This window comes from Vibrio sp. THAF64, assembly GCF_009363455.1.
Lineage (GTDB): Bacteria > Pseudomonadota > Gammaproteobacteria > Enterobacterales > Vibrionaceae > Vibrio > Vibrio coralliilyticus.
On the sequence record NZ_CP045355.1, the window covers coordinates 1,926,613 to 1,948,732 of the forward strand.

General features: G+C 47.4%; 7 protein-coding genes. All 7 read right to left on the reverse strand.

All coding sequences use genetic code 11. The annotated features are described in order from the left end of the window. Window positions 1-66 precede the first annotated feature (66 nt). Window positions 67-5,487 carry a non-ribosomal peptide synthetase gene (locus tag FIU99_RS08850; RefSeq protein WP_039952460.1) on the reverse strand — a complete coding sequence of 1,807 codons (5,421 nt, stop codon included), beginning with the start codon at window positions 5,485-5,487 and terminating at the stop codon, window positions 67-69. Further along, entirely contained in the window at window positions 5,484-16,355 is a 10,872-nt protein-coding gene (locus FIU99_RS08855) for a non-ribosomal peptide synthetase (RefSeq protein ID WP_152472189.1), read from the reverse strand. Before FIU99_RS08855 ends, FIU99_RS08850 begins: the two co-directional genes overlap by 4 nt. Before the next feature lie 73 nt (window positions 16,356-16,428). Further along, window positions 16,429-16,632 (reverse strand): MbtH family NRPS accessory protein, encoded by a 204-nt coding sequence (locus tag FIU99_RS08860; protein ID WP_006962378.1) that lies wholly within the window; start codon window positions 16,630-16,632, stop codon window positions 16,429-16,431. 57 nt (window positions 16,633-16,689) lie between these two features. Next, window positions 16,690-18,345 (reverse strand): multidrug ABC transporter permease/ATP-binding protein, encoded by a 1,656-nt coding sequence (locus tag FIU99_RS08865; protein ID WP_006962379.1) that lies wholly within the window; start codon window positions 18,343-18,345, stop codon window positions 16,690-16,692. A 99-nt stretch (window positions 18,346-18,444) separates the two neighbouring features. Further along, window positions 18,445-20,421, reverse strand: coding sequence for a Fe(3+)-hydroxamate ABC transporter permease FhuB (fhuB, locus tag FIU99_RS08870; protein ID WP_006962380.1), 1,977 nt, complete (start codon window positions 20,419-20,421; stop codon window positions 18,445-18,447). Then, window positions 20,418-21,299 carry an iron-siderophore ABC transporter substrate-binding protein gene (locus FIU99_RS08875; RefSeq protein ID WP_039952466.1) on the reverse strand — a complete coding sequence of 294 codons (882 nt, stop codon included), beginning with the start codon at window positions 21,297-21,299 and terminating at the stop codon, window positions 20,418-20,420. Before FIU99_RS08875 ends, fhuB begins: the two co-directional genes overlap by 4 nt. Then, the gene (locus tag FIU99_RS08880; protein WP_006962383.1) at window positions 21,293-22,057 is read right to left on the reverse strand and encodes an ABC transporter ATP-binding protein; all 765 of its coding nucleotides are present in this window, start codon (window positions 22,055-22,057) and stop codon (window positions 21,293-21,295) included. Before FIU99_RS08880 ends, FIU99_RS08875 begins: the two co-directional genes overlap by 7 nt. Window positions 22,058-22,120: the final 63 nt, after the last annotated feature.

Below are 22,120 nucleotides of genomic sequence, written 5' to 3' on the forward strand. Positions count from 1 at the left end.
TCGAGTGCGAATGGAGTGTAACGAGTTTTATAGAAAAATGGAATCTATAAATTAGTCGTTATGGATCTATAATGTATTGATTATTAATAAGTGGCGTAATTTCTCGATAAGCGTACTGTCTTGCACTATTCCTAAATGATCCGTATCCAGCACTTCACTGCTTAACTGAGCGTTAACTTTCGACAATTCCGAACTCAGCAGTTTGTGTCGACCTTCAGGTTGCCCTGCCCAATATGCGGTTGGTTTGGTATTGATTTCAGGTAACTGATACTCATGACACAGCGCTCTCATGTGCTGCTCTACCGCCCAGCTGTAAAGCATTTGCTGTGCACTTTCCGACAGGTAGTGATCAAAGTTTTGTGACGCTAACCATGATGAGAACACGTTTGGCCATTTATCCGGTGATGATTGGTCAAACCCTGCAAGACAGCTTTGCTTTTGCCCTTCCGATAACTTACCCAAGAGCAATTCTAGATGCCCAATCAGCTTGGCTTTTGCTGTTGGTGATTCCCATTGATCTTCGGCAATTTCAGTGCCCGGCACATAGCAGTCCAATAGCCCGAGGAAAGCAACACTTTCACCTGCTGCTTCGAGGCGAGCTGCGATTTCTTGACAGAGCGCGCCACCAAGCGACCAACCAATCAATGTGTAAGGCCCTAATGGCTGTATTTGACGAATAGTCGCGCAATAAGTATCAGCCATTGCGCTAAACGAAATGTCAAAGCGATTTGGATAGACGAAACTCTGAGACTGAACACCATAAACGGTGCGTTTGCCCGCCAATGCTTGAGCCAGTTTCTGATAGCCAACTGTTCGGCCTGTCACTGGGTGAATGCAGAATACAGGAGCACTACCTTCAACATCGGTATTAAGCTTTTCGATCAATTTAAGGTCAGCTTTGGCTGCTATCCCCTCGCCTTTTTGCGATTTAGATGCCGAGTGTATCGATTCAAGTTTTTCTTGCCATGCATTTGCTTTGATCTCGATATCTGATTTCGAATAATGACTCGTTGCATATTCAAAATCAGCGCTTAATACACCATCCACAACTTGGGCATTGATGACCAAGGGCGTCAACATAGTATTATCATCTGCTTGATCACGCGAGTTTGACGACACTGGTTGGCACCAATGAGCAAAACTATTGCCTTGATACTGCCCTAGGTAATTGAATGTTAGCTGCGTAATTTGTTCTTGAGACTCATCCTCTAAGTAGCGCAGTCCATAGCCAATGCCTGAGTCTTGGCTCAATAGCGCCATACGCTCGGCGATATCATCTCGAGAATCTGAGGTATTCAAAGTCATCGGATAGAGGCTCGTCATCCAGCCCACCATGCGGCTTAGATCTAACCCTTCAAAGACAGACTCGTCACGACCATGACTTTCTAGATACACGCTTTGACCATCTTCGTTGCTTCCCACAATTGCTGCCAAAGCAGAAACAAGTTCAACTGTGATGTTTTCAGAACTCAGTAAAGCCGACGTCACCTCACGGCTTAGCTCAACCTTGAGTGAGCGCTTGTTGCCATAGATTGCTTTAGCGTGTGTATTTTCCACATGGAAAGCTTGTTCGTTCCAAACGGCTTTCCTAGCTTTGCCCTGTTCTGTTGATGCCCAGTTGTTGAGGCTATCTACCGCCATATCCAAAGAGGTGTAAACAGGTGGTAGCTCAACTGTTTTCTTTGACTTTTCGTCACTTGAAAGCGTTTGCTGATAAGCACGCCATAAGTCATCCATCAGGACTCGCCATGAGACGCCATCTACAGCCAGGTGATGAATTACGATCATCAAGCGAGATTTCTGCCCCTCGATTTGAGCGTAGCCTGCTTGAATCAGTCGGCCTGCTTCGATATCAAGGCTTGCTTGCAACTCGTGAGCGAACACTTCGAATGCTTCTAAGCTGTTTAGCTGAGTTTTCCATAGAAGAGCATGGGAAACATTCTCGACGTATTGCTGCTGCCATTTACCCTCATTTTGAGAAAACGACAATCTCAACGCAGGATGATGCTCTACTAACCCTTTAAGCGCAGTATCCAGTGCCTGAATATCCATATCCTGCTTCAACTCAACACACACGTGCTGGTTCCAGTGGTTTGGCTGAGCAAAGTTTTGCGCCATGAAATGAGCCTGAATTGGCATCAGACCAAATGGTTCTTTTGGTAACTCTCTTTGCTCTTGCTCAACTGCTGCTTCAAGTACTTGTGCTAACTCGCTCAGTACTGGCGCTTGGAATACTTGCCTTGGAGATACGTTGAGGCCTGCTAGTTTCAATTTGCTCACTAGCTGAAGGCTCAATATAGAGTCTCCACCTAGCGCGAAGAAGCTGTCTTCTCGGCTGACAGAATTAATACCCAGTAGCTCTTGCCAAATCTCAACAAGGAGAGTTTCTTTTTCTCCTTCTGGTGGTAAACCTTGCGACAGTTCAGATTTGAATTCTGGTTCCGGCAGTGCTTTTCTATCCACCTTACCTGCTGGAGTTAACGGCAAATCATCTAGCACCACGAGATGCGCTGGTACCATGTACTCAGGCAGATGCTCAGCAAGCTCAGATAATATCGAAACGCTATCAGCCTTGTTTGCATTTGCGCCATGTAGATACCCCACAAGGTGGGTCATAGAACCATGACGATGCGCCGCAGCCACGCAAGTCTCGACACCGGATATTTGCTGAAGCCTTGATTCAATCTCGCCCAGTTCGATTCTGAATCCACGGATTTTTATCTGTTGGTCAACACGGCCAAAATACTCCATGACACCGTCTTCTCGCCAACGAACTAAATCACCCGTGCGATACATGCGCTCGCCATTATTGGCAAATGGATCCGGCATAAATCTTTCTGAGGTCATATCGGGCTTACCCAGATAACCACGTGCTAGGCCGACTTCTTCACCAATGTACAACTCCCCGACTGAGCCTTCGACAACTTGGTTAAGCAAACCATCTAACACATAAAGTCTACGAGCCCCAACAGGTTGACCGATAGGTGCATAGGCACTGGTCAGCTTATCCTGTGGGTAAGCACGCCAGATCATTGGTGTCACCACAGTTTCTGTTGGCCCATAGCCGTTGATAATACGCGGTGGGTTTACAACAGATTGCAACCGGTCATAGGTTTCCCGAGTAAAGGCTTCACCACCCAAAGTCCAGGAACGTACATTCAACTGAAGCTGAGTCGTCTCAATCCAGTCCAATAAAGGCCCGACATAACTTGGAGGGAAACAGGCTATCGTAATCCCTTCCTGTTTGAGGACTTCACAGGTCTTCTCCGCACTCCAAAGTTGCTGATCGCGAATCACCAAACGAGAACCAAACGCCAATGGCACTGTCCAGCGCTCTACTGCTCCATCAAAACTGATTGAAGCAAAGTGGAGTTCAACGTCATCTTGCGTCATCCCATACTGAGCACCAATCGTCTGCACATGCATACTCAGGCCATCATGGGCAATCGCGACGCCTTTAGGTTTACCCGTCGACCCTGATGTGTAGATGATGTAAGCCAACTGCTCTGGCAAGAGTTTTACTTCTGGCTTGGCTTTTGAGAGACCTTGCCAATCTAACGTATCCATATAAAGCGGTGAAACTGAAGCCGCCTGATCCGAATGTGAGAGGACGTGTGAGTTAATCTCTTCCCAACGTGAGCGCAATGATTGATCGCTGATGACCAAGCTCGCAGCAGAATCCTCGATCATGTAAGCCAATCGGTCGGTCGGATAATCAGGGTCAAGTGGTAGAAACGCCCCACCAGCCTTCATAATGGCGATCATCGCTATGATCATATCGTTGCCGCGCTCGAAAAGAACGCCCACAGCTTGGTCGCGAACGACACCCTGTTCCACTAACTGGCTCGCCAGCTGGTTCGATTTTTCTTCCAGCTGTTTAAACGAGACACTTTGCTGGCCGTGTTTTAATGCAATGGCTGACGGTTGCTCAAAACCCTGAAGATCGAACAACTCAGTGACTGGTTGATAACGCCACTCACCTTCTGGCTGCGACAGTTCCGATAATCTGGCAAGTTGAGCCTGATCCAGTGAGTTAAGCGCAGCCAATGGTGTATTCAGGTTTTGTTCTGCTTGCGAGACCAACAGGTTCAGAGTACTAGTAAGCGAAACCATCATCTCGGGGTCGATACGATCTTTGGCATAGGTCAGCGTTACCTGAGTGCTGCTCGAAGATTCCAACACATCCAAAGCGACATCAAACAGTGCGAAGTTGCCTTTAAGTGCCAGCGGCTTTACCGCTACACCCGGAGCAAACTCGACCGATTCGGTTTGATTGACCTGATGATTAAACAACACTTGAAAGTAAGGCGTTTCGCCAACCAACCTTTCCGTCAGCAATGAAGAAACCACACGATCGAACGGCAATAGTTGATGTTCCTGAATCTCTAGCACTTTGCTGTGAGATCTAGCCATGATTTGACCAAAGCTCTGCTCAGGTTGTACGTTTTGCGCAACCACATTAGTGTTTACGAAAAAGCCAATAACATTAGATACTTCTGGTCGGGCGCGGTTAGCCATTGGCATACCAATGTTGATATCGTTACGTCTTGTCAACTTGAACAGCGCAGCCTGCCAAATGGCTAGCCAGAAACTCGAAGTGGTGACGTTATTTTGCCTTGCAAGGCGCGCAATATGTTCAGAAACATTACTATCAAATTTAAGGCTTACCTGCTGTGCTTCTCGACGCTGATTAGGCGTAATATCGCCCGTCCATTCAAACAGTTTTTGTGGCTGCTTCTCACCTAACTCTTGCTGCCAGAATTGAAGATCCTCATCCCCTTTGCCCGCTTTTAGCAGTGCATCCTGCCAGACAGAAAAGTCGCTGTACTGAATGCTCAATGGCTCTAGAGACTCACCCTGATAGGCGGTGACCAGATCCCGCATAAATAATCCGATAGACCAGCCATCAGAGACGATATGGTGCATCACGATGATCACATGGGTTTTGTCTTCAGATGCACGAATACACGCCATTCGCACTGGCATCTCATGAAGCAAATCAAACGGCTTAGCGATAAATTCAGCTGTCCATTCGCCCAGCTGACTTTCCGTTAAGTGCCTAGCATCTTTAAGCTCAACGTGAGCAATACAGTGCTGGTCAACATGTTGCTTCGGTTCACCTTGGTCCGAAACAACAAAGCGTGTTCTCAAGGCGTGGTGCTTGCTCATGACTTCAGCAAGCGCCAGTTCCATTTTGTCGGTAGAGAGATCACCAGTGAGCTCAAAACCACCACTGATATGGTAAGCACTATTACCAGCATCAAGCTGGTAGATGTCCCAAAGTCGTTTCTGCGCCGGAGAAAGAGGCACATCACGCACCTCTTCTGCTGAGACAATCGGTAGCTTTTCAAAGCTCATTCCTTTGGCATCAAGCAGAGCGATAAATTTCGCCTGCTCTTGCTCGCCAAGGTTTAGAAAACGTTTTGCTAATGCAAATTTGTCTATTTTTGGTTTTTGTTGTGCTTTTGAATTTGATTCTTGGGTCATAACAATTCCAACTCGTCCATTAGTGCTGCCATGGCGTCGAGTTCATCCTGTTCTTGTTCATTGTTTGCCTGATACTGAGACTGAAGTGCATCCGTTAGCGCCTGTAGCGTCCCAGCAGCAAAGAAGTCTTTTAATGAGATCGCTAAGTCGAGCTCTTTTTGTGCTTGAGCGACGATACGTGTAGCCAACAGAGAATGGCCTCCGAGCGCAAAGAAGTTATCGTCTAAGCCGACTTTTTCTGAGCCAAGGACTTGCTGCCATGTATTGGCAAACCAAATTTCCAATTCACTCTCTGGGGCGCGATATTCCACCTTACTCCACTCTGGAGAAGGCAACGCTTTGCGATCACGCTTGCCATTTGGTGAAAGAGGCATTTCATCCAGTGCAACGTAGATGGCAGGAACCATGTAGTCGGGAAGGTGATCATTCAAGTGCGCTTTAGCAGCGGTTTCTTTTTCTGAATTCCACTCACCGCAAACCACGTAAGCGACAAGCTGCGTACCTGTTTGATGTTCATAAGCAATGACTACCGATTCATCGACGTCATCATGTTGGTTAAGAACATTCTCAATTTCTTCCAGCTCAATACGAAGCCCACGAATTTTTACCTGATGATCTAATCGGTCCAGATATTCAAGTCTGCCATCTGGCATGCGGACCACTTGGTCACCGGTGCGGTACATACGAGAACCGATGTTTCCATCTTGCTCGCACGCAAAAGGATTTGGCACAAAGCGATCGGCGGTCAAATCCGGTCTGGATAGGTACTCACGCGCGAGGCCATCACCCGCAAGGTATAGCTCACCAGGTACACCGACTGGGACTGGATTCCAACAATCATCCAATACATGAAGTTGAGTGTTGCTAATCGCATGACCAATCGGGATGCGCTTACCGACAGGCAATTCACATTGCCAGTAAGTCACATCGATAGCCGCTTCAGTCGGACCATAAAGGTTATGCAGCTGACAATCTGGCGCACCCGTCAACACTTTTTCTGTCAACTCAGCAGGTAAGGCTTCACCGCTACAAATAATACGGCGCAGGCTGCTGCACTCTCCAATATCCGTTTCACTTTCAAACGCATGAAGCATCGAAGGAACGAAATGGATCGTCGTTACGCCCTGCTCGCGAATGGTGTTATGCAATAACTCAGGTTGTCGGTGATGATCTGGCTCAGCAATCGCTAGTCTTGCACCATACATAAGCGGCCAGAAGAACTCCCATACAGAGACATCAAAGCTAAACGGTGTTTTCTGAAGGACACAGTCACTGGCATCTAACTGATACTCGTTTTGCATCCAAGCCAAACGGTTGTGCAGTGCCGACTGGGTATTTACCACGCCTTTTGGTAGTCCTGTAGAACCGGAAGTAAAGATGACATACAGCGACTGTTCAGCCTGCCAATTTACCACTGGAGCCTCAGTGCTCTGCTCGTTGACTTGCTGTAAGATCTCAGCCTGATTTAGCGCCACATACTGACATTGAGGATTTTCTGGCCATTGTGGCAAGGTCTCACTATCGGTCAGTAAGATGGATACGTCCGCAGACTCAAGAATGTAATTCAAACGTTCTGCTGGATAACTTGGGTCTAATGGCACATAAGCACCACCGGCACGAGTAATCGCGTGTAATCCAATTACTAGTTCAAACGAGCGTGGTAAACCAAGGCCGACTCTGGTTTCTTCGCCCACACCTTGTTGGCGTAGCCACTGAGCCAACTGATTAACTTTGCTGTCGAATTCAGCGTAAGTCATTGACTGCTGACCCATGGACAAAGCAATCGCCTCAGGGGTGCGCTGTGCTTGAGCTTCAACAGCGACTGGCGGAGGGAGCATTTCACCCCATGATTTCTTCGTCGCGTTGAATGCTTCAATTTGTGCGAACTCGTCAGAATCAACCAACTTGAGTTCAGACAGCGTCGCGTTGGGATTCAAGGCAACTTGTTCAAGCAGCTTGAGCCAGTGACCAAGTAACGCTTCGACAAACGTTTGATCGAATACTGGTGCTGCGTAGTTAACAAAACCACTCCATTCGCCGTCATCATAGGCCTGAACATCTAAGCTCAACTCTAACTGAGCCGCAACCACGCCCGGATCAAACGCTTCTGCTTGTAATCCTCCCCATTCAGCGAGAATTGAGCGCTCAATACGTTGGAAGTTGAAACTCGTCTGGTACAACGGATGGTGCTGCAAATTACCCGTCACGCCAAGTGACTCTACCAATACCTCAAATGGCACATCCTGATGCGTCAACGCCTGCTCAGTAAAACGTTTTGTGTCTTGGAGCAGATTGTCGTAACTCATTGCCGCGTCTAACTGCGCAGGGATCACCAAGTTGTTAATGAAGCAGCCTTGCATCTGCTGAGTATCTGGCTGTGTTCTACCTGCGACAGGAATACCAACTCGAATTTCATCACGCCCAGAATACTTGTGAAGCAATAAGTGCCACAGGCTTAACATAACGTTAAAAGGAGTCGTTGCGCTTTGTGCAGCAAGAGTCTCAATCGCGTTGACCTGCTGCTTGGTCAGAGTGAAGTGATGACGCTGACCGGTGGTTTCGAGCTGGTCTCTCGCGACATCGCTATGGAGAACAAGCGGCTCAATATCTTTCGCTAACGTCGCTTTCCACCATGAAAGTGATTCTTTGGCGCTATCTGACTTTAACCATTCTTGCTGCCAGCTAGCGTAATCGGCGTAATCCAGCGCGACAGTCTCTACGCTTGACTCAAAGTGTCCAGAATGACTGTATGACGAATAAACAGCCGACAGCTCTCGCATTAGGTTTTGAATCGAAATGCCATCAGAGACGATGTGATGGACAACCAGAAGTAACTCAAATTCCTGTTCTGAATGCTTGATTAAGTATGCTCTCAATAATGAAGGCGATGACAAATCAAAGGTTTCACCGATCCAGTTAAGGCGCTGCTCCTCTATGCTAGAGAACTCATCAGCTGAGTATTCTTCTAATGCAAATTGACTTACATCGTCATCAGAATGGATAGACTGCATCAGCTCGCCATCTACCTGCATGAAGCTGGTACGCAGAGCTTCATGGCGGCCTATCACAGTGCGCAACGACTGCTCTAGCCACTCTCTATTCACTTCGCCTTTTAACTTAAGTCCAAGCGGCATGTGATAAGCAGAGCTTTCAGGCATCAGCTGTTGAACAAACCATAAACGCTTCTGTGAAGCGCTCACTGGCATGTATTCCATGCGCGGCACTGCTTTGATCGTGACTGCAGGTTCTTTGAGCGATGTACACTGAGTTGCCATCACATCTAGTCCTGGAGAATCAAAGACACTCTGAAGTAAAAGACGAATCTGGTGTTTTTGCTGCAAACGTCCAACGAGCTGGGTAGCGAGCAATGACTGACCGCCCAGAGCGAAGAAATCATCATTACGACTTACCTTCTCTAGCCCGAACAAGGCTTGCCATTCTTGTGCCAGAAGCTGTTCAACCTCACCTTCTGGCGCTTCATAGGCTTTGTGCTGAACATGGTTGTCAGGCTGCGGCAGTTTTTTCTTGTCGACTTTACTTGCTGGCGTCAACGGCATTGACTCCATGACTACAAGCTGTGAAGGCACCATATAGTCAGGCAGTACTTTCGCCATTTGAGCGAGAATATCATCGCCGTTTATTAGGTCAGCCTGACCTTCTACGTAGCCGACCAAGTATTTTCCAGCTGAACCTTCAAAGGCGGTGACAGCACTCAGTTTACTGCCACTGATACTCTGTAATCGTGACTCGATTTCACCCAATTCGACACGGAAGCCTCGAATTTTTATTTGGTCATCTGCCCGCCCCAGATACTCCATCACACCATCTTCGCGCCAGCGAACTAAGTCGCCAGTGCGGTACATGCGCTCTCCATTATTCGCAAATGGATCGGGAACAAAACGCTCGGCCGTTAAATCTGGACGATCTAGATAACCGCGAGCTAAGCCAACTTCTTCACCAATGTACAGTTCGCCACTGACACCAGACGGAACCGGACGAAGGTTGCTGTCCAATACATACAGACTACGTGCACCGACAGCAGTACCGATAGGCGCATAAGCACTTTCTAGTGGCGTTTCAGGATAAGCCTGCCAGATCATTGGCGTCACGACTGTTTCCGTCGGGCCGTATCCGTTGATAATGCGCTTCGGATTCAGTACCTGCTGAAGCTTGAAATAGGTCTCTCGTGTAAAGGCTTCACCACCCAGAGTCCAAGAGCGTACGGCTAATGTTAGCTGTTCAACCTCAATCCACTCTAGCAGTGGTCCAACATAGCTTGGCGGGAAGCACGCAATGGTCACGGCTTCACGCTCAAGCACTTCACATGTCTCTTGAGCACTCCAAAGCTGCTGGTCTCGAATCACCAGCTTTGAACCAAAGGCCAGAGGGACAGTCCATCTCTCAACGGCACCATCAAAACTGATCGAAGCAAAGTGCAGCTCGATGTCTTTTGGTGTCATGCCATATCGTTGGCCAATAGTTTGAACGTGCATACTCAGACCTGAATGAGAAACACACACACCTTTAGGTTTACCCGTTGAGCCGGAGGTATAGATCACATACGCCAGCTGCTCTTCCAAAATTTCAGGGCGATTTAAAAGAGGCTGCTGAAGGTCGATTTCAGAATACGCAATGATGTTATCTGGCTGACAAATCTCACTTGCCAATTGTTGCGAACTACCGTCAGAAATCAGCCATTGAGCATCGCTATCTTCAACCATGTAGGCCAGTCGGTCTTGAGGGTATGAAGGATCTAAAGGTAGGAATGCAGCTCCGGCTTTCAAGACACCGATCATTGCCACCAGCATGTCTGCGCCACGGGCAAACATTACACCAACTCGCTGATCTCGTTGAATACCGCGCGCAATTAGCTCAGCAGCCACACCATCACTGAAGTTATCCAGCTGTTGGTATGTCAAAGCAAGCCGTTCCGAGCCATTAGTTGATAAGGCCGTTCCCCCAAGAGGATTCGCCACAAGCGCTTCACTATCTGGTTGTGCAAGCACCTGCTCTTTTAACAGTTCAGCGAAGGGTTTGTAAGCCCAGGGTTCAGGCTCTTTTACATGACCGGACAAGCGAGACTGTTGCTCGGCGTCCAATACATCAATATCACTCAGGCTATGAGTCAACTTATCGACAAGCTGCTCAAGATAATGAGACATCGTTGCTGACAGCGCATCAATATCTGACTGCGAGAATTTCGCTGAGTCGTACGCAAAAACAATACGTAATGATTCACTTGGCAATACCGCCAGCGTTAACGGGTAATGCGTAAACTCATAACTGTCAGGCTCGCCAATTTTAAGGCCAGTTTCACTAAACAGGCTCTCATCCAATGGGTAATTTTCAAAGACCACCAACGAATCAAACAGATTCTCACCAGCCAGTGGAGATTGTGCTTGTACCTCTGACAAAGAGACGTGGCTGAATTCACGCTGTGCACTCGCCTGCTCTTGTATATCGGCAAGCCATTCACCGGTTTTCGCTTGCCAGTTCACCATTGATGTAACAGGCAAGGTATTAATGAAAAGACCAACCATGGCTTCACTGTTTGCCAGTGACGATGGCCGACCTGCAACCGTATTGCCGAAAACAGGCTGAGACTGACCCGTGTAGCGTTGAAGCGTTAGTAACCATGCGCCCTGAATGAGAGTATTCAGCGTGATGCCAGATGACTTCAACTGAGACTGCCAGCCACTTAGTACCTCAGCACTGAAGTCCACGTTGTGGCGCACATGCCCTAGTTTATCTGTGTTCGAACCGTATTGTTCAACCAAGATTGTTGGCGCTTCTACACCATTCAGATAACCACGCCAGTACTCTTGAGCACTTTCTGGTTCTTGCTGTACAACCCATTCTAAATAATCCGCAAAATTATGGCTGACAACAGGCAGGCTCATGTTTTGATAGTGGGCAAACAGTTCGCTGAGCAAAACACCAGTGCTCCAACCATCCATCAGAATGTGGTGAATCGTGAAGATACAAGCGATCTCATTGTCGCCCGTTGTCACTAGATCTACTCGCCACAAAGGTTTTAGCTGCTGTACGCTCGCATCTTGTTCCAGTTCGAAACCTTGTTCAATGAGCGAACGTTTATACGACTCTAGTTCAAAGCCTACTTCCTCTCGCCCATCAAAGACTCTGCTCGTGATAGGAAGGTCATCCCAAACATAAAGGTGTGTCTGACCTTCTACTTGATGCAGCGTACTACGTAGAATCGAATGACGCTTCATCAAGGCTTTCCAACCCTCTTCTAACTGGCCAGCATCAGCGCCAAATATTGGTAAGGTAATTTGGTTGACGTAGGTACTTGTGTCTTGCGATAGCTGAGCGTGGAAATACAAACCTTGCTGTAGCGTAGACAGCGGTAGTATTTGATTCGGAAGTTGATGAGCGTTATCACTTACATGGCTTAGCGTAGCAAGACTCAGGTTAGTGTTTGGCGCATCAGCTTGTGTCAAAACGGCTGAGTTAGACGTGCAATGTTCCGTCATTGCTTTGATTGCCGCTTCTAAGTGATGAACATAAGCATCACATTCAGATTTCGACAGAGCAGAAAGTGAAAACTCCAAATCGACGTCAAAGCCATCATCAGTTTCGCTGATATTCAGTACAATTGCGGCATCAGCTTTGGCATTTTCTGGTCGCCATAAGCCAAACTCACCCAGTTCAGCCCCTTTTACATCAGCCTTCGTTGCTCGGCCTAGGAAGTTAAATAGCACATCAACATTGTCTTGATACTGCCATTGCTGCTGAGCTACGCCAGCTGAGTAACTCAAGCCACCATCGGTGATTGCATGTGAGCCATCTTTTACACTCGCTAACAGTTCACTAATACTCTCACTTAGCACAACTTTTTGCGGGAACAGCGCAGTATGCCAGTTAACACTGCGTGAAAGATCCAATCCAAACGACTCACTGAATCGACCATGGCTTTCACGATGAATGACGATCTCATTTGCAGAGGTTATTTGTTTTACTGCAAGTGCAGACAATGCCATCAAAGTCTGCTCCTTGCTCATTCTGGCAAAGGCCTGAGTCGATGCAAGCAGTGGCTCGGCGAGCTCTTTGGTTAAATGGTAACTGTGCTTATGAATTCCTTTGCTTTCGCCCTCCTTAGCAGAACCTTCAGCAAAAGCTCGTTCTGCTCGCTGAGCATTCCAGAATTCGGACTGTTTATGACTGATATGTAGATTCTCTAATGCCTCATACCAGTCAGCCTGATTGTGCGTTTTAGAAGCGAAGGCATAAGAGTCGACCCCCATTTCTTGCTGATAACTGCCCAGCAAATCTTGAATAAGCACAGGCCAAGAAAGCGCATCAATGACAAGGTGGTGAACGGCAACCAGCATTTCGCCCGTCTCAATATTCAAGCCGACCGACAATTGCTTACCAGCAGACGGATTAATCGCACTCTGCACAGCATCGATGTCTATCTGCTCGGTATAAAGGTGGAATGCAAAATCTGCGGTAGTCACATATTCAGCTAGACACTCTGCTACATCAGATGTTGTGGTATTAGGAGCCTCGAAAGAAAGGCGCAAACTATCGTGATGCTGCACCACTTGCTTAAGTGCTCGGACAATCGCGTCTGCATTAACCGGAGCTGGCAAGTTAAGTTTTGCGTACTGGTTGCACAGTTCTAGCTGACCATTCTTATCCAGATAATTCTCAATGAATCGCTTCTGCATTGGTAGCAAGGCTACTTTGCCATTCAGCTCACCTTGTTCAGCTGGTTTGATTTGGCTATCGAGAACACATAACGCCATTTCATCGAGTACTGGATGGTCAAACACTTGCTTTGGTGTCAGCATCAAACCTCGTTGACGAAGCTTCCCTACCATTTGCAAAGCGGTAATTGAATCTCCGCCAAGTGCAAAGAAATGGCTGTCAGAACCAATAGACTCTACTTTTAGGAGCTCACGCCATATTTCTGCCAACTGATATTGGATGTCCCCTTCCAGCGGTGCACCCGCTTTCTGTTCTTCATCCCAATCCGGTGCAGATAGTTGCTTACGATCCACCTTACCAGCAGGTGTCAGAGGGAGTGTCTGGCTAACAATGATGCGTGACGGCACCATATAATCTGGCAACTGGGAGGCTAACTCTATACGCCATTGAGATTCAGATTTTTGCTCTGTTTCACTCAATTGAACGTAACCGACTAGGCGCTTTCCTGTTGGCGACTCGTGTGCGACAACAGCACAAAACTCAGCATTAGCAAGCGTCTGTAGGCGAGATTCAATCTCTCCAAGCTCAATACGGAAACCACGAATTTTTACTTGTTGATCGGCACGGCCAAGGTATTCAACAACACCATCTTGTCTGAATCGGACCAAATCACCAGTGCGATACATACGCTCGCCGTTAGCGGTAAATGGATCCGGAATAAAACGTTCAGCGGTCAAGTCAGGTCGTTTCAAGTAACCGCGAGCAAGGCCAGATTCCATGCCAATGTATAGTTCACCAACTGTTCCAAATGGGACCTGCTTAAGGTTCTCGTCCAACACATACAACTTACGGTCACCCACAGGCTGACCAATCGGTGCGTAGGAGCTTTCCAGTTTATCTTCTGGATAAGCACGCCAGATCATCGGAGTAACGACCGTTTCTGTCGGGCCGTAACCATTGACGATGCGAGGTGGATTAACCACCCGTTGAATTCGTTCAAACGTATCTCGGGTAAATGCCTCACCACCCAGTGTCAATGAGCGCAAAGACAAGTCTGGCTGAGTTTGTTCAACCCAATCTAGCCAAGGGCCTGCATAACTTGGTGGGAAACAAGCGATGGTGACCTTCTCGTCCACCAATACTTGAGTCGTTTTTTCTGGTGTCCACAACTGTTGGTCTCGAATGATAAGTGTTGAGCCAAACGCCAGTGGCACAGTCCAACGCTCAACAGCACCATCAAAACTGATAGAGGCAAAATGCAGCTCTGTGTCTTCAGGCGTCATGCCATACTGCTCGCCAATCGTCTGGACATGCATTGTCAGTCCGCGATGACTGACTGCCACACCTTTAGGCTTACCTGTTGAACCAGAGGTGTAGATCAGATACGCCAACTGGTCTAAATGGATATCTTGATATGAACACTCACTAGGCTCAGATACTGGAACCTCAGCTGCTAACAAAGATTCAATAGCGATACACTCTTGAGTATTTTCAGATCGGATGAAAAGATCTTGAGCCTTATCCATCAAGTTCTGCTGAGTCAGTAATTGCTGAGCTTCGCTGTCTTCAAGCATAAAGCTGATGCGCTCAGCAGGGTAATCCGGATCAAGTGGCAGGAATGCGCAGCCTGCTTTCATGATGCCAAGCATGGCGACCAACATATCGGTACCACGCTCCATCATCACACCGACAACACTTTCTGATTGAACCTCTCTTTGATGCAGTGAATCTGTAACTAAATTCGATTGAGCATCTAACTCAGCGTAAGTCAGCGTGTTATGGCCATGTTTTAAGGCAACTTTTTCAGGACGCAGTTTTGCTTGCTCAGCCACAAGCGCCATAAAGGTCACTGGATTCCATGTTTGTTGTACCGCTGAGTGCGCTTCCAAGGCCACTGTGTCTGAGCTAGAAAGCGCGTTAGTCCGTGCTAGAGACTGTTGAGGAGATTGGCAGATCTGGTTCAGAACGTTTTTGTATGTGCTTAAAATGCTGTCAATTTGAGCTTGAGTGAACTTCTCTTGTGCATAAACAAGTCGCAGTGATAGTTGCTCACCCGTTACTGCATCCAACACCAATTCAAACGGTGTTTCAGCGAGAGGGAACTCTGTGAATGAGCCCTGAATTTCTCCAGAAGTTACGACCAGCTTGTCACCATGACTGCGGTAGTTGAATGCAACAGTCGGTAATGGAAGTTGCCCTGCTAATTTCTCTAGAGGTAAATGCTCGAACTTCATTGACTCTGTCAGGTTTGTTCGGACACTCTCAACCAATTCAGCAAGCGTATTTTCAGGAGAAACTTGCAAACCTAGTACAGCATTATTGACATAAAAACCAATGTTTCTTCGGCTTTTCGAGTTTCGGTTTAGGGCAGGTACAGTGATCGAAGGATGCGCATGATTTGAGTAGCTAGACAGAGTAAGTAATAGAGCCGTAGAAAGCACTTCAAAGCGTGTGACACCAAAAGATTTCGCAGCTTCAGACACGCGCTCAGTTTCTTCCAGAGTCAATGACTCTTCAATATGTGTAGCCGTATAAGCACTGGCGTCGATCTGATTGGAAGCCGGCAATACGCAAGGTTCATCGCTGATTAGATTCAATGCTTGCCATTGCTGCATCGCCTCCTCATGCTCTTCACTTCCTTGCATTGAAGCGAATTCAACGAAGCTTTGGCCTCGTAGTTTACGTTTTGGCTTGCCAGCGAGGCGATCAACCAACGCGCGAACAACAAGCTGTAAAGACCAAGCATCCGTTGTAATGTGGTGAGCGGCTACTCCCATCACAAACTCTTGGTCACTCACTTGATATAGGCACACCCTATTCAAGGCTTCACCGACCATGATGTAAGGCTCTCGAACCCGTCTTTCTGCATCTTTTAACACGAATGCTTCAGGGTCAGAATATTTCTGTGCGTCAACAAATTCCAGTTTTGGACCAGAATCTGAGACTCGTTGAAGAGGCACGCCATCATGTTCTTTGAGTCTTAGCCGAAGAACATCTTGCTGTTCTACCAGCGCATCGAATGCCTCAAATATGGCTTCTTTGCTGATACCTTCTCCAGACAAACGTAATAAGCCACCCGTATTGTAGGCAATACTTTCTGGCATGAGCTGCTGGAACAACCACAGACGTTGCTGAGAATGAGAAAGTGGACCCCAACCACCATTGGCCGGAGTCATCGTGATATCATCCACTGACATACATATACCTAAAAACTGTTAAATGTCAGGTACCTAAACAGTAGGCACCAAAATTAAGCAAAAGTGAGTGACATTACTCAGCTAACGCTTCTCGCAGGCTTTTCGGACGCATGTCAGTCCACACTTCATTAATGTGGGCAAGGCAAGTTTCTTTGTTGCCAGTAACACCAACGGCTTTCCATCCATTTGGAATTGGATGATAAGTAGGCCAAATGCTGTACTGTTCTTGCGGGTTGATAACGACGGTAAATTCTGTGTTTGGGCTGTCAATACTCATAATATCCTCAACTAGATCGTTGTTTTTATTGTTTTGATTTTCTGGATTGTTGTTTCGTTAAGCGACGACACTTTCTACTGCTTGTTGAGCTTGTGATTTATCTGCAGTATCCAGTTCCGTCAGTTGCCCACTGTCCATTTTGAAGATGCGATCAGCCGCATCGAAATAACGGTCATCATGGGTAATAGCGATTACAGTCACGCCACGCTCTTTAAGAAGAGGCAGTAACTGTTGGTAAAAGACTTTTCTAAAGCGAGGGTCTTGATCTGCCGCCCATTCGTCGAGAAGCATGCAGCCTCGCTGTTCAGCAACGGCCATCAGCAACGCCAGACGCTTACGCTGCCCCTGTGAATAGCGAACATCTGACAAGCGACCATTCTCTTGAGTCACTTTGTGGCTCATTTCCAGACGGTCCATCCACTCTTTGATATCGGCTTCTGGAACGTCTTGACCTTGTCCATTGGTAATCTGATGGAACAAGTAGAAGTCACTGAATACGGTAGAAAATTGCTGGCGATAGTGAGGCCAGTTGAGCTCACTCATAGGTTGACCGTTCAAGAGAACATTACCTGTATGCGGGCGATAAAGGCCGGTCAGTAAACGAGCAAACGTTGATTTTCCGCTGCCATTACCTCCAATGATGAAGATCATCTCACCTTTTGAGGCTTTAAAATTGATTGGGCCAACTTTAAACGGACGGTCATCGCCATCAGCGCGGTATTCGTAAGTCACCTGTTGGAGATCGATGCCTTCAAATACTTCTGGTTGTTCGTTAGCCTCAACAAGGTTTTCATTGTCACTTAAATCGAGAGATTCAAGCTTGCGCATAGAAATATTGGCGCTAATCAGACCTGGCAGCGCACCGACCGCGGCCATAAGTGGCATGCGCATAAAAAGAATGACCAGAGCAAAGGTAGAAGCAACGTCAAATCCAGCCCAGCCTAAACCCAGCGCCAGATAAAAGTTGAGACCAATAAGTGCCAGCACAATCGTGTTAGCCATATTGGCAGCAAAACCGTTGTAGATATCCGCTCTTGTGACTTCGTCTCGATAACCCGCGGCATTTGGACCAAACTCATCCTCAAAATAACGACGAGCGCGATTTGGGTTGAGTGATAACTCTTTGCGGCCGTCAATCAAGGCCTGATAGTCGTGATAAAGCTTGTCTTCCAACTCACGAACTTTGCGAACGTGAAACGTAATGCGTGTCACCAATCCATATCCAATGATGCCAGTCGCCCCTAACATCAGAAGGCTTACACCAAACAGTGGTAGTGATAGAAAGGCGAGATAAGACAATGCCACTACGGTAAGTACCAAGCCGTAAATCATTTCCGGCAGGGTAACGAAGGCAATCGTAATGTTGCGAATGTCGGTATTCAGCGATGCCAGCACGCCAGCACTACCCACATCTTCTATTTGTTCAATATCCGTGTTGATCAGTTGCTTAACCAATTGACAACGCTTTGAATAGACAAATTGGTGGCCTAACTTGTGCAGTGACACCTGCGCGACGGTAGCCGTGATCAATAGCAGCACCAGCAATCCAGCAAATTGCCAAATAGCACTATGGACACTGGTTGTCTGACTCAACAGTTCATATTGAATAAAAGCAATCACGCCAATACTGAGAAAGGCACTTGCCACACTCAGCAAAATAACCAAAGCGAGCGCTTTATGTTGTTTATGGGCCAACTGAAAAAGTAATTTCATCTCAAATCCATGTATTAATTATTATTGTGATTATCATTATCAACAAATTTTAAAACAGCATTGAGGGAAGATGAGCATTGCCTCCCTCACGACTAAAAATTAGAGTCTGCGAAGCCCCCACATCAGATACATACCGCCAATCAAAGACGCCACCAAACCGGCTGGGATTTCTTGTGGGTACAACATTTGGCGTCCTAGCCAATCAGCGAGAAGCATTAGCCCCATACCGACAAGCGCTGAACAAATCAGGTGTTCTCTAGCTCGGCTAAAACCAAACAAACGAGCGAGATGCGGCGCCATCAAACCAATAAAACTCAATGGGCCAACAACGAGAGTGGCACTAACTGTCAGCAATGCCACCAGCAGTAATAGCAAACCTCTCGCCTGCCCTACTTTCACTCCAAGTGCGCGAGAACTGGCCTCTCCCAAAGGTAATATGTCCAACCAGCGAGCCGTTAAGAAACTAAAGCCAACAAGCACGAAAGTCGCGACTGCTAAAGGAAGTAAGGTCGCCTCTGTAACAAAGTAAGTTGAGCCAGAAAGCCAGGCTAGAACTTGGTAACTACGTGGGTCTCCACCTGCCAATACGAAGCTTTGTACCGCATTCATCAGAGCTGTGATAGCCACACCAGTAAGCAGTACTCGTTCTGGTTGGAATCCAGACTTACGGTTCAAAAGAACAATCACAGATAGCGACGCCATCGCGCCCACAAGTCCACCTAAATACAAACCAACGAGACTAACGCCAATGCCAGAGAACATGGCAATGATCAAACCCAAAGCGGTACCCGAACTGATGCCGATTACTTCAGGGCTCGCCATCGGGTTACCACTTAAACGCTGGATCAGCGTACCTGCGGTAGCCAACATCACACCAGCTAAGGCGGCGGCAACAAGTCGGGGCCAACGCCACTCAAGCAGGTTCCACTCACCTGAGAACACTAGCCACTGCCAGCCAGAGCTCTGAATTGAAGTGGTACTAAAGATAAATAGAGCAACTGGAATAACGAGCGCAACCAATGCAATGGCATGGCGGTTGAGGCTCTTAACTTGCTCACTATGACGCGTCATGACTGTTTGCGTCTGGGTTTGACTACGCATCGACAACCTTGGCAGCAGCCACAATAAGAGAGGTGCACCTAATGCGGCAGTTGCGGCACCAGTTGGCACAATCATGGCGGCAATACCTGGGAGCTGTTGGATAAGCAGATCCGTAAGCGTTAGTAGTAAACCACCTAACAGCATGGAGACGATTAACTTAGGCACAAGACGATGCACACCGGTTGCACGAGCAATCGCTGGAGCAGCGAGACCTACGAAGCCAATCACGCCAACTTTAGCGACCACCCAAGATGTCAGTAACACTGCGAGACCAAGACATATAACGCGCAACTTAGCCAAAGACACGCCAAGACTTTTCGCGCCTTCTTCAGATAATTCCAGCAAGGTTAACGGCTTAACAAATAGGAATGAAATACCAATCGCTAACCCGAGTCTTGGCGCGAGATAAGCAATATCAGACCACCCTGTCTGGACGAGAGAACCCGCTCCCCAAATCATTAAGCCTGCTAGCTTATCCTGATTCATCATCAACAGGACAGTGCTGACGGCGCCGAAGTAGAGGTTAATGACCAGACCTGAAACCACCACAACTGTCGGTGAAAGAGCACGACGCCATGACAGTGCAAATACCAGCGCCATTGTTCCCACGCCACCAAGCAAAGCAATCAGTGATTTAGAAAATGTCAGTAACCAAGGGGCATACAAGGTTGCCATCATCAGAGTAAAACTGGCACCACTTGCCACACCTAAAGTGGATGGTGACGCCAAAGGGTTACGCAACACTTGCTGCATCAGTACGCCAGCAGCAGCCAAAGCAGCACCTGCAATCAGTGTCGTGAAAAATCTAGGCCACCAAGTTAAATGCAATCTAACCGATTCTGGCGACATCCAATCTGCTTGGAACAGGCTATTCATGCCTGCTGAGAAATTGCCAGAGGCATTCAACTGAAAGCCTGCAATGGTCAGCATAAATGCCGCGAGTATCGCAACAAGACTCAGGGATAAGATTCTCATCGTTTGACCTCCTCAGCCAGAGCAGAGGTGACCAAATTAGCGAAACGCATCGCTGAGGGTAAACCACCAAAACTCCATGTTGGTTTTACAGTGATTACCGGACGACCCGTTTGCCCAATCAAATACTGCCAATATTGGTCTTGCGCTAAATGTTCCTTTACGCCAACAGGAAGAGGTTCTATGACGACAAATTGCGCATCGATACCCTGTAACTTATCAACACCTGTGAGAGCAAAGCCCCACGCGTTAGTGGCTTTGTCCCAAGCATTTTGAATGCCTAACTGATTCAATGCCACTTTATAGATGCTGTTCTCACCAAATACTCGAACATGTTTGGTGTCCATAAACTGCACTAAAAGCACTGGAGGCAGGTTGTCAGGCAGTGCTGCCTTGAGGCCATTCAATTCAGCTTCACTATTGGCGATAAGCTGTTCAGCTTGCTTATCAGCGTTAACCTCTTTTGCCATGCGGCGAGTGAAATCAGTGACGGCCTCCCAGTTAACCTCACCCACTTTATACAGGCCAAGAATTTTTACGGGTGCAATACGAGATAACTGAGTCTCAAGCGAAGCGAAACGAGGAGACAGGAATATGGTGTCTAGGTTTAGCTCAGATAATCTTTCTAGGTTGGGTTGAGTGCGCAGGCCAACATCTACAGTCTCATCCGGTATTTTCGGACTTCTCACCCAGTCGTTGTAATCCGACTGTTGAGCCGATGCCACAGGCGTAACGCCAAGAGCAATCATGGTTTCCGTCTGAGACCAGTCAATGGACATCACTCGTAATTTATCTTGTGACACCTCTGTTCCAGCCATGGCAGGCATGATTACCGTCAACGTAGTAATACAGGCGATTGTCATTCGTTTGATGTTTAGCATGGCATTGCAACCGGATAACCTGCAGCGTGGTCGGTGATCTGCATTTCGATACCATAAATATCGTTTAGCTGCTGTTCGTTAAACACTTCAGAGACAGAGCCTTGAGCGATCATTTTACCGCTATGAAGTGCCACTATATGGTCGCAAAAGCGAGCGGCCATGTTGATATCGTGTATCACGATAAGAACGCCTAATTCGAGTTCAGTTGCCAGTTTCTTTATTAGTTCAAGCATTTCTACTTGGTGAGCGATATCCAGAGCTGACAAGGGCTCATCCAAAAGCAGATATTGAGTTCTCTGAGCCAGAAGCATGGCTAACCACACTCGCTGACGTTCACCACCCGACAATGTATCAACCAAGCGGTCTGCATACTTTTCCGTATCCGTCATCTGCATCGCTTGTTGGATGAATTCTTTATCTTTCGTACCTAAACGCCCAAGTAAGCCGTGCCATGGGTAACGGCCAAAACTCACTAGGTCTTTTCCTGAAAGGCTATCGGTAGGTGGTAAATGCTGAGGAAGATAGGCGATTTGCTGAGCGAATTTCTTATCTGACCAATCGGAAACTGATTTGCCTTGTAGCAAGACATCTCCGCTGGTGGATTTTTGTTGCTGTGCGAGAAGTTTAAGTAGCGTTGATTTACCTGAGCCGTTATGGCCAACCAGAGCGTAAATCTTGCCTGGTTCAAAATTCATATCAAAATCTGACAACAAGCTTCTGTCGCCAACGCTAAATGCTAGTTTTCTAGCTTCGAGCATATCCGTTCCCTTAAACTCTCTTTTTACATAGGGTTAATCAATAAAAAACGACTGATTAACAAG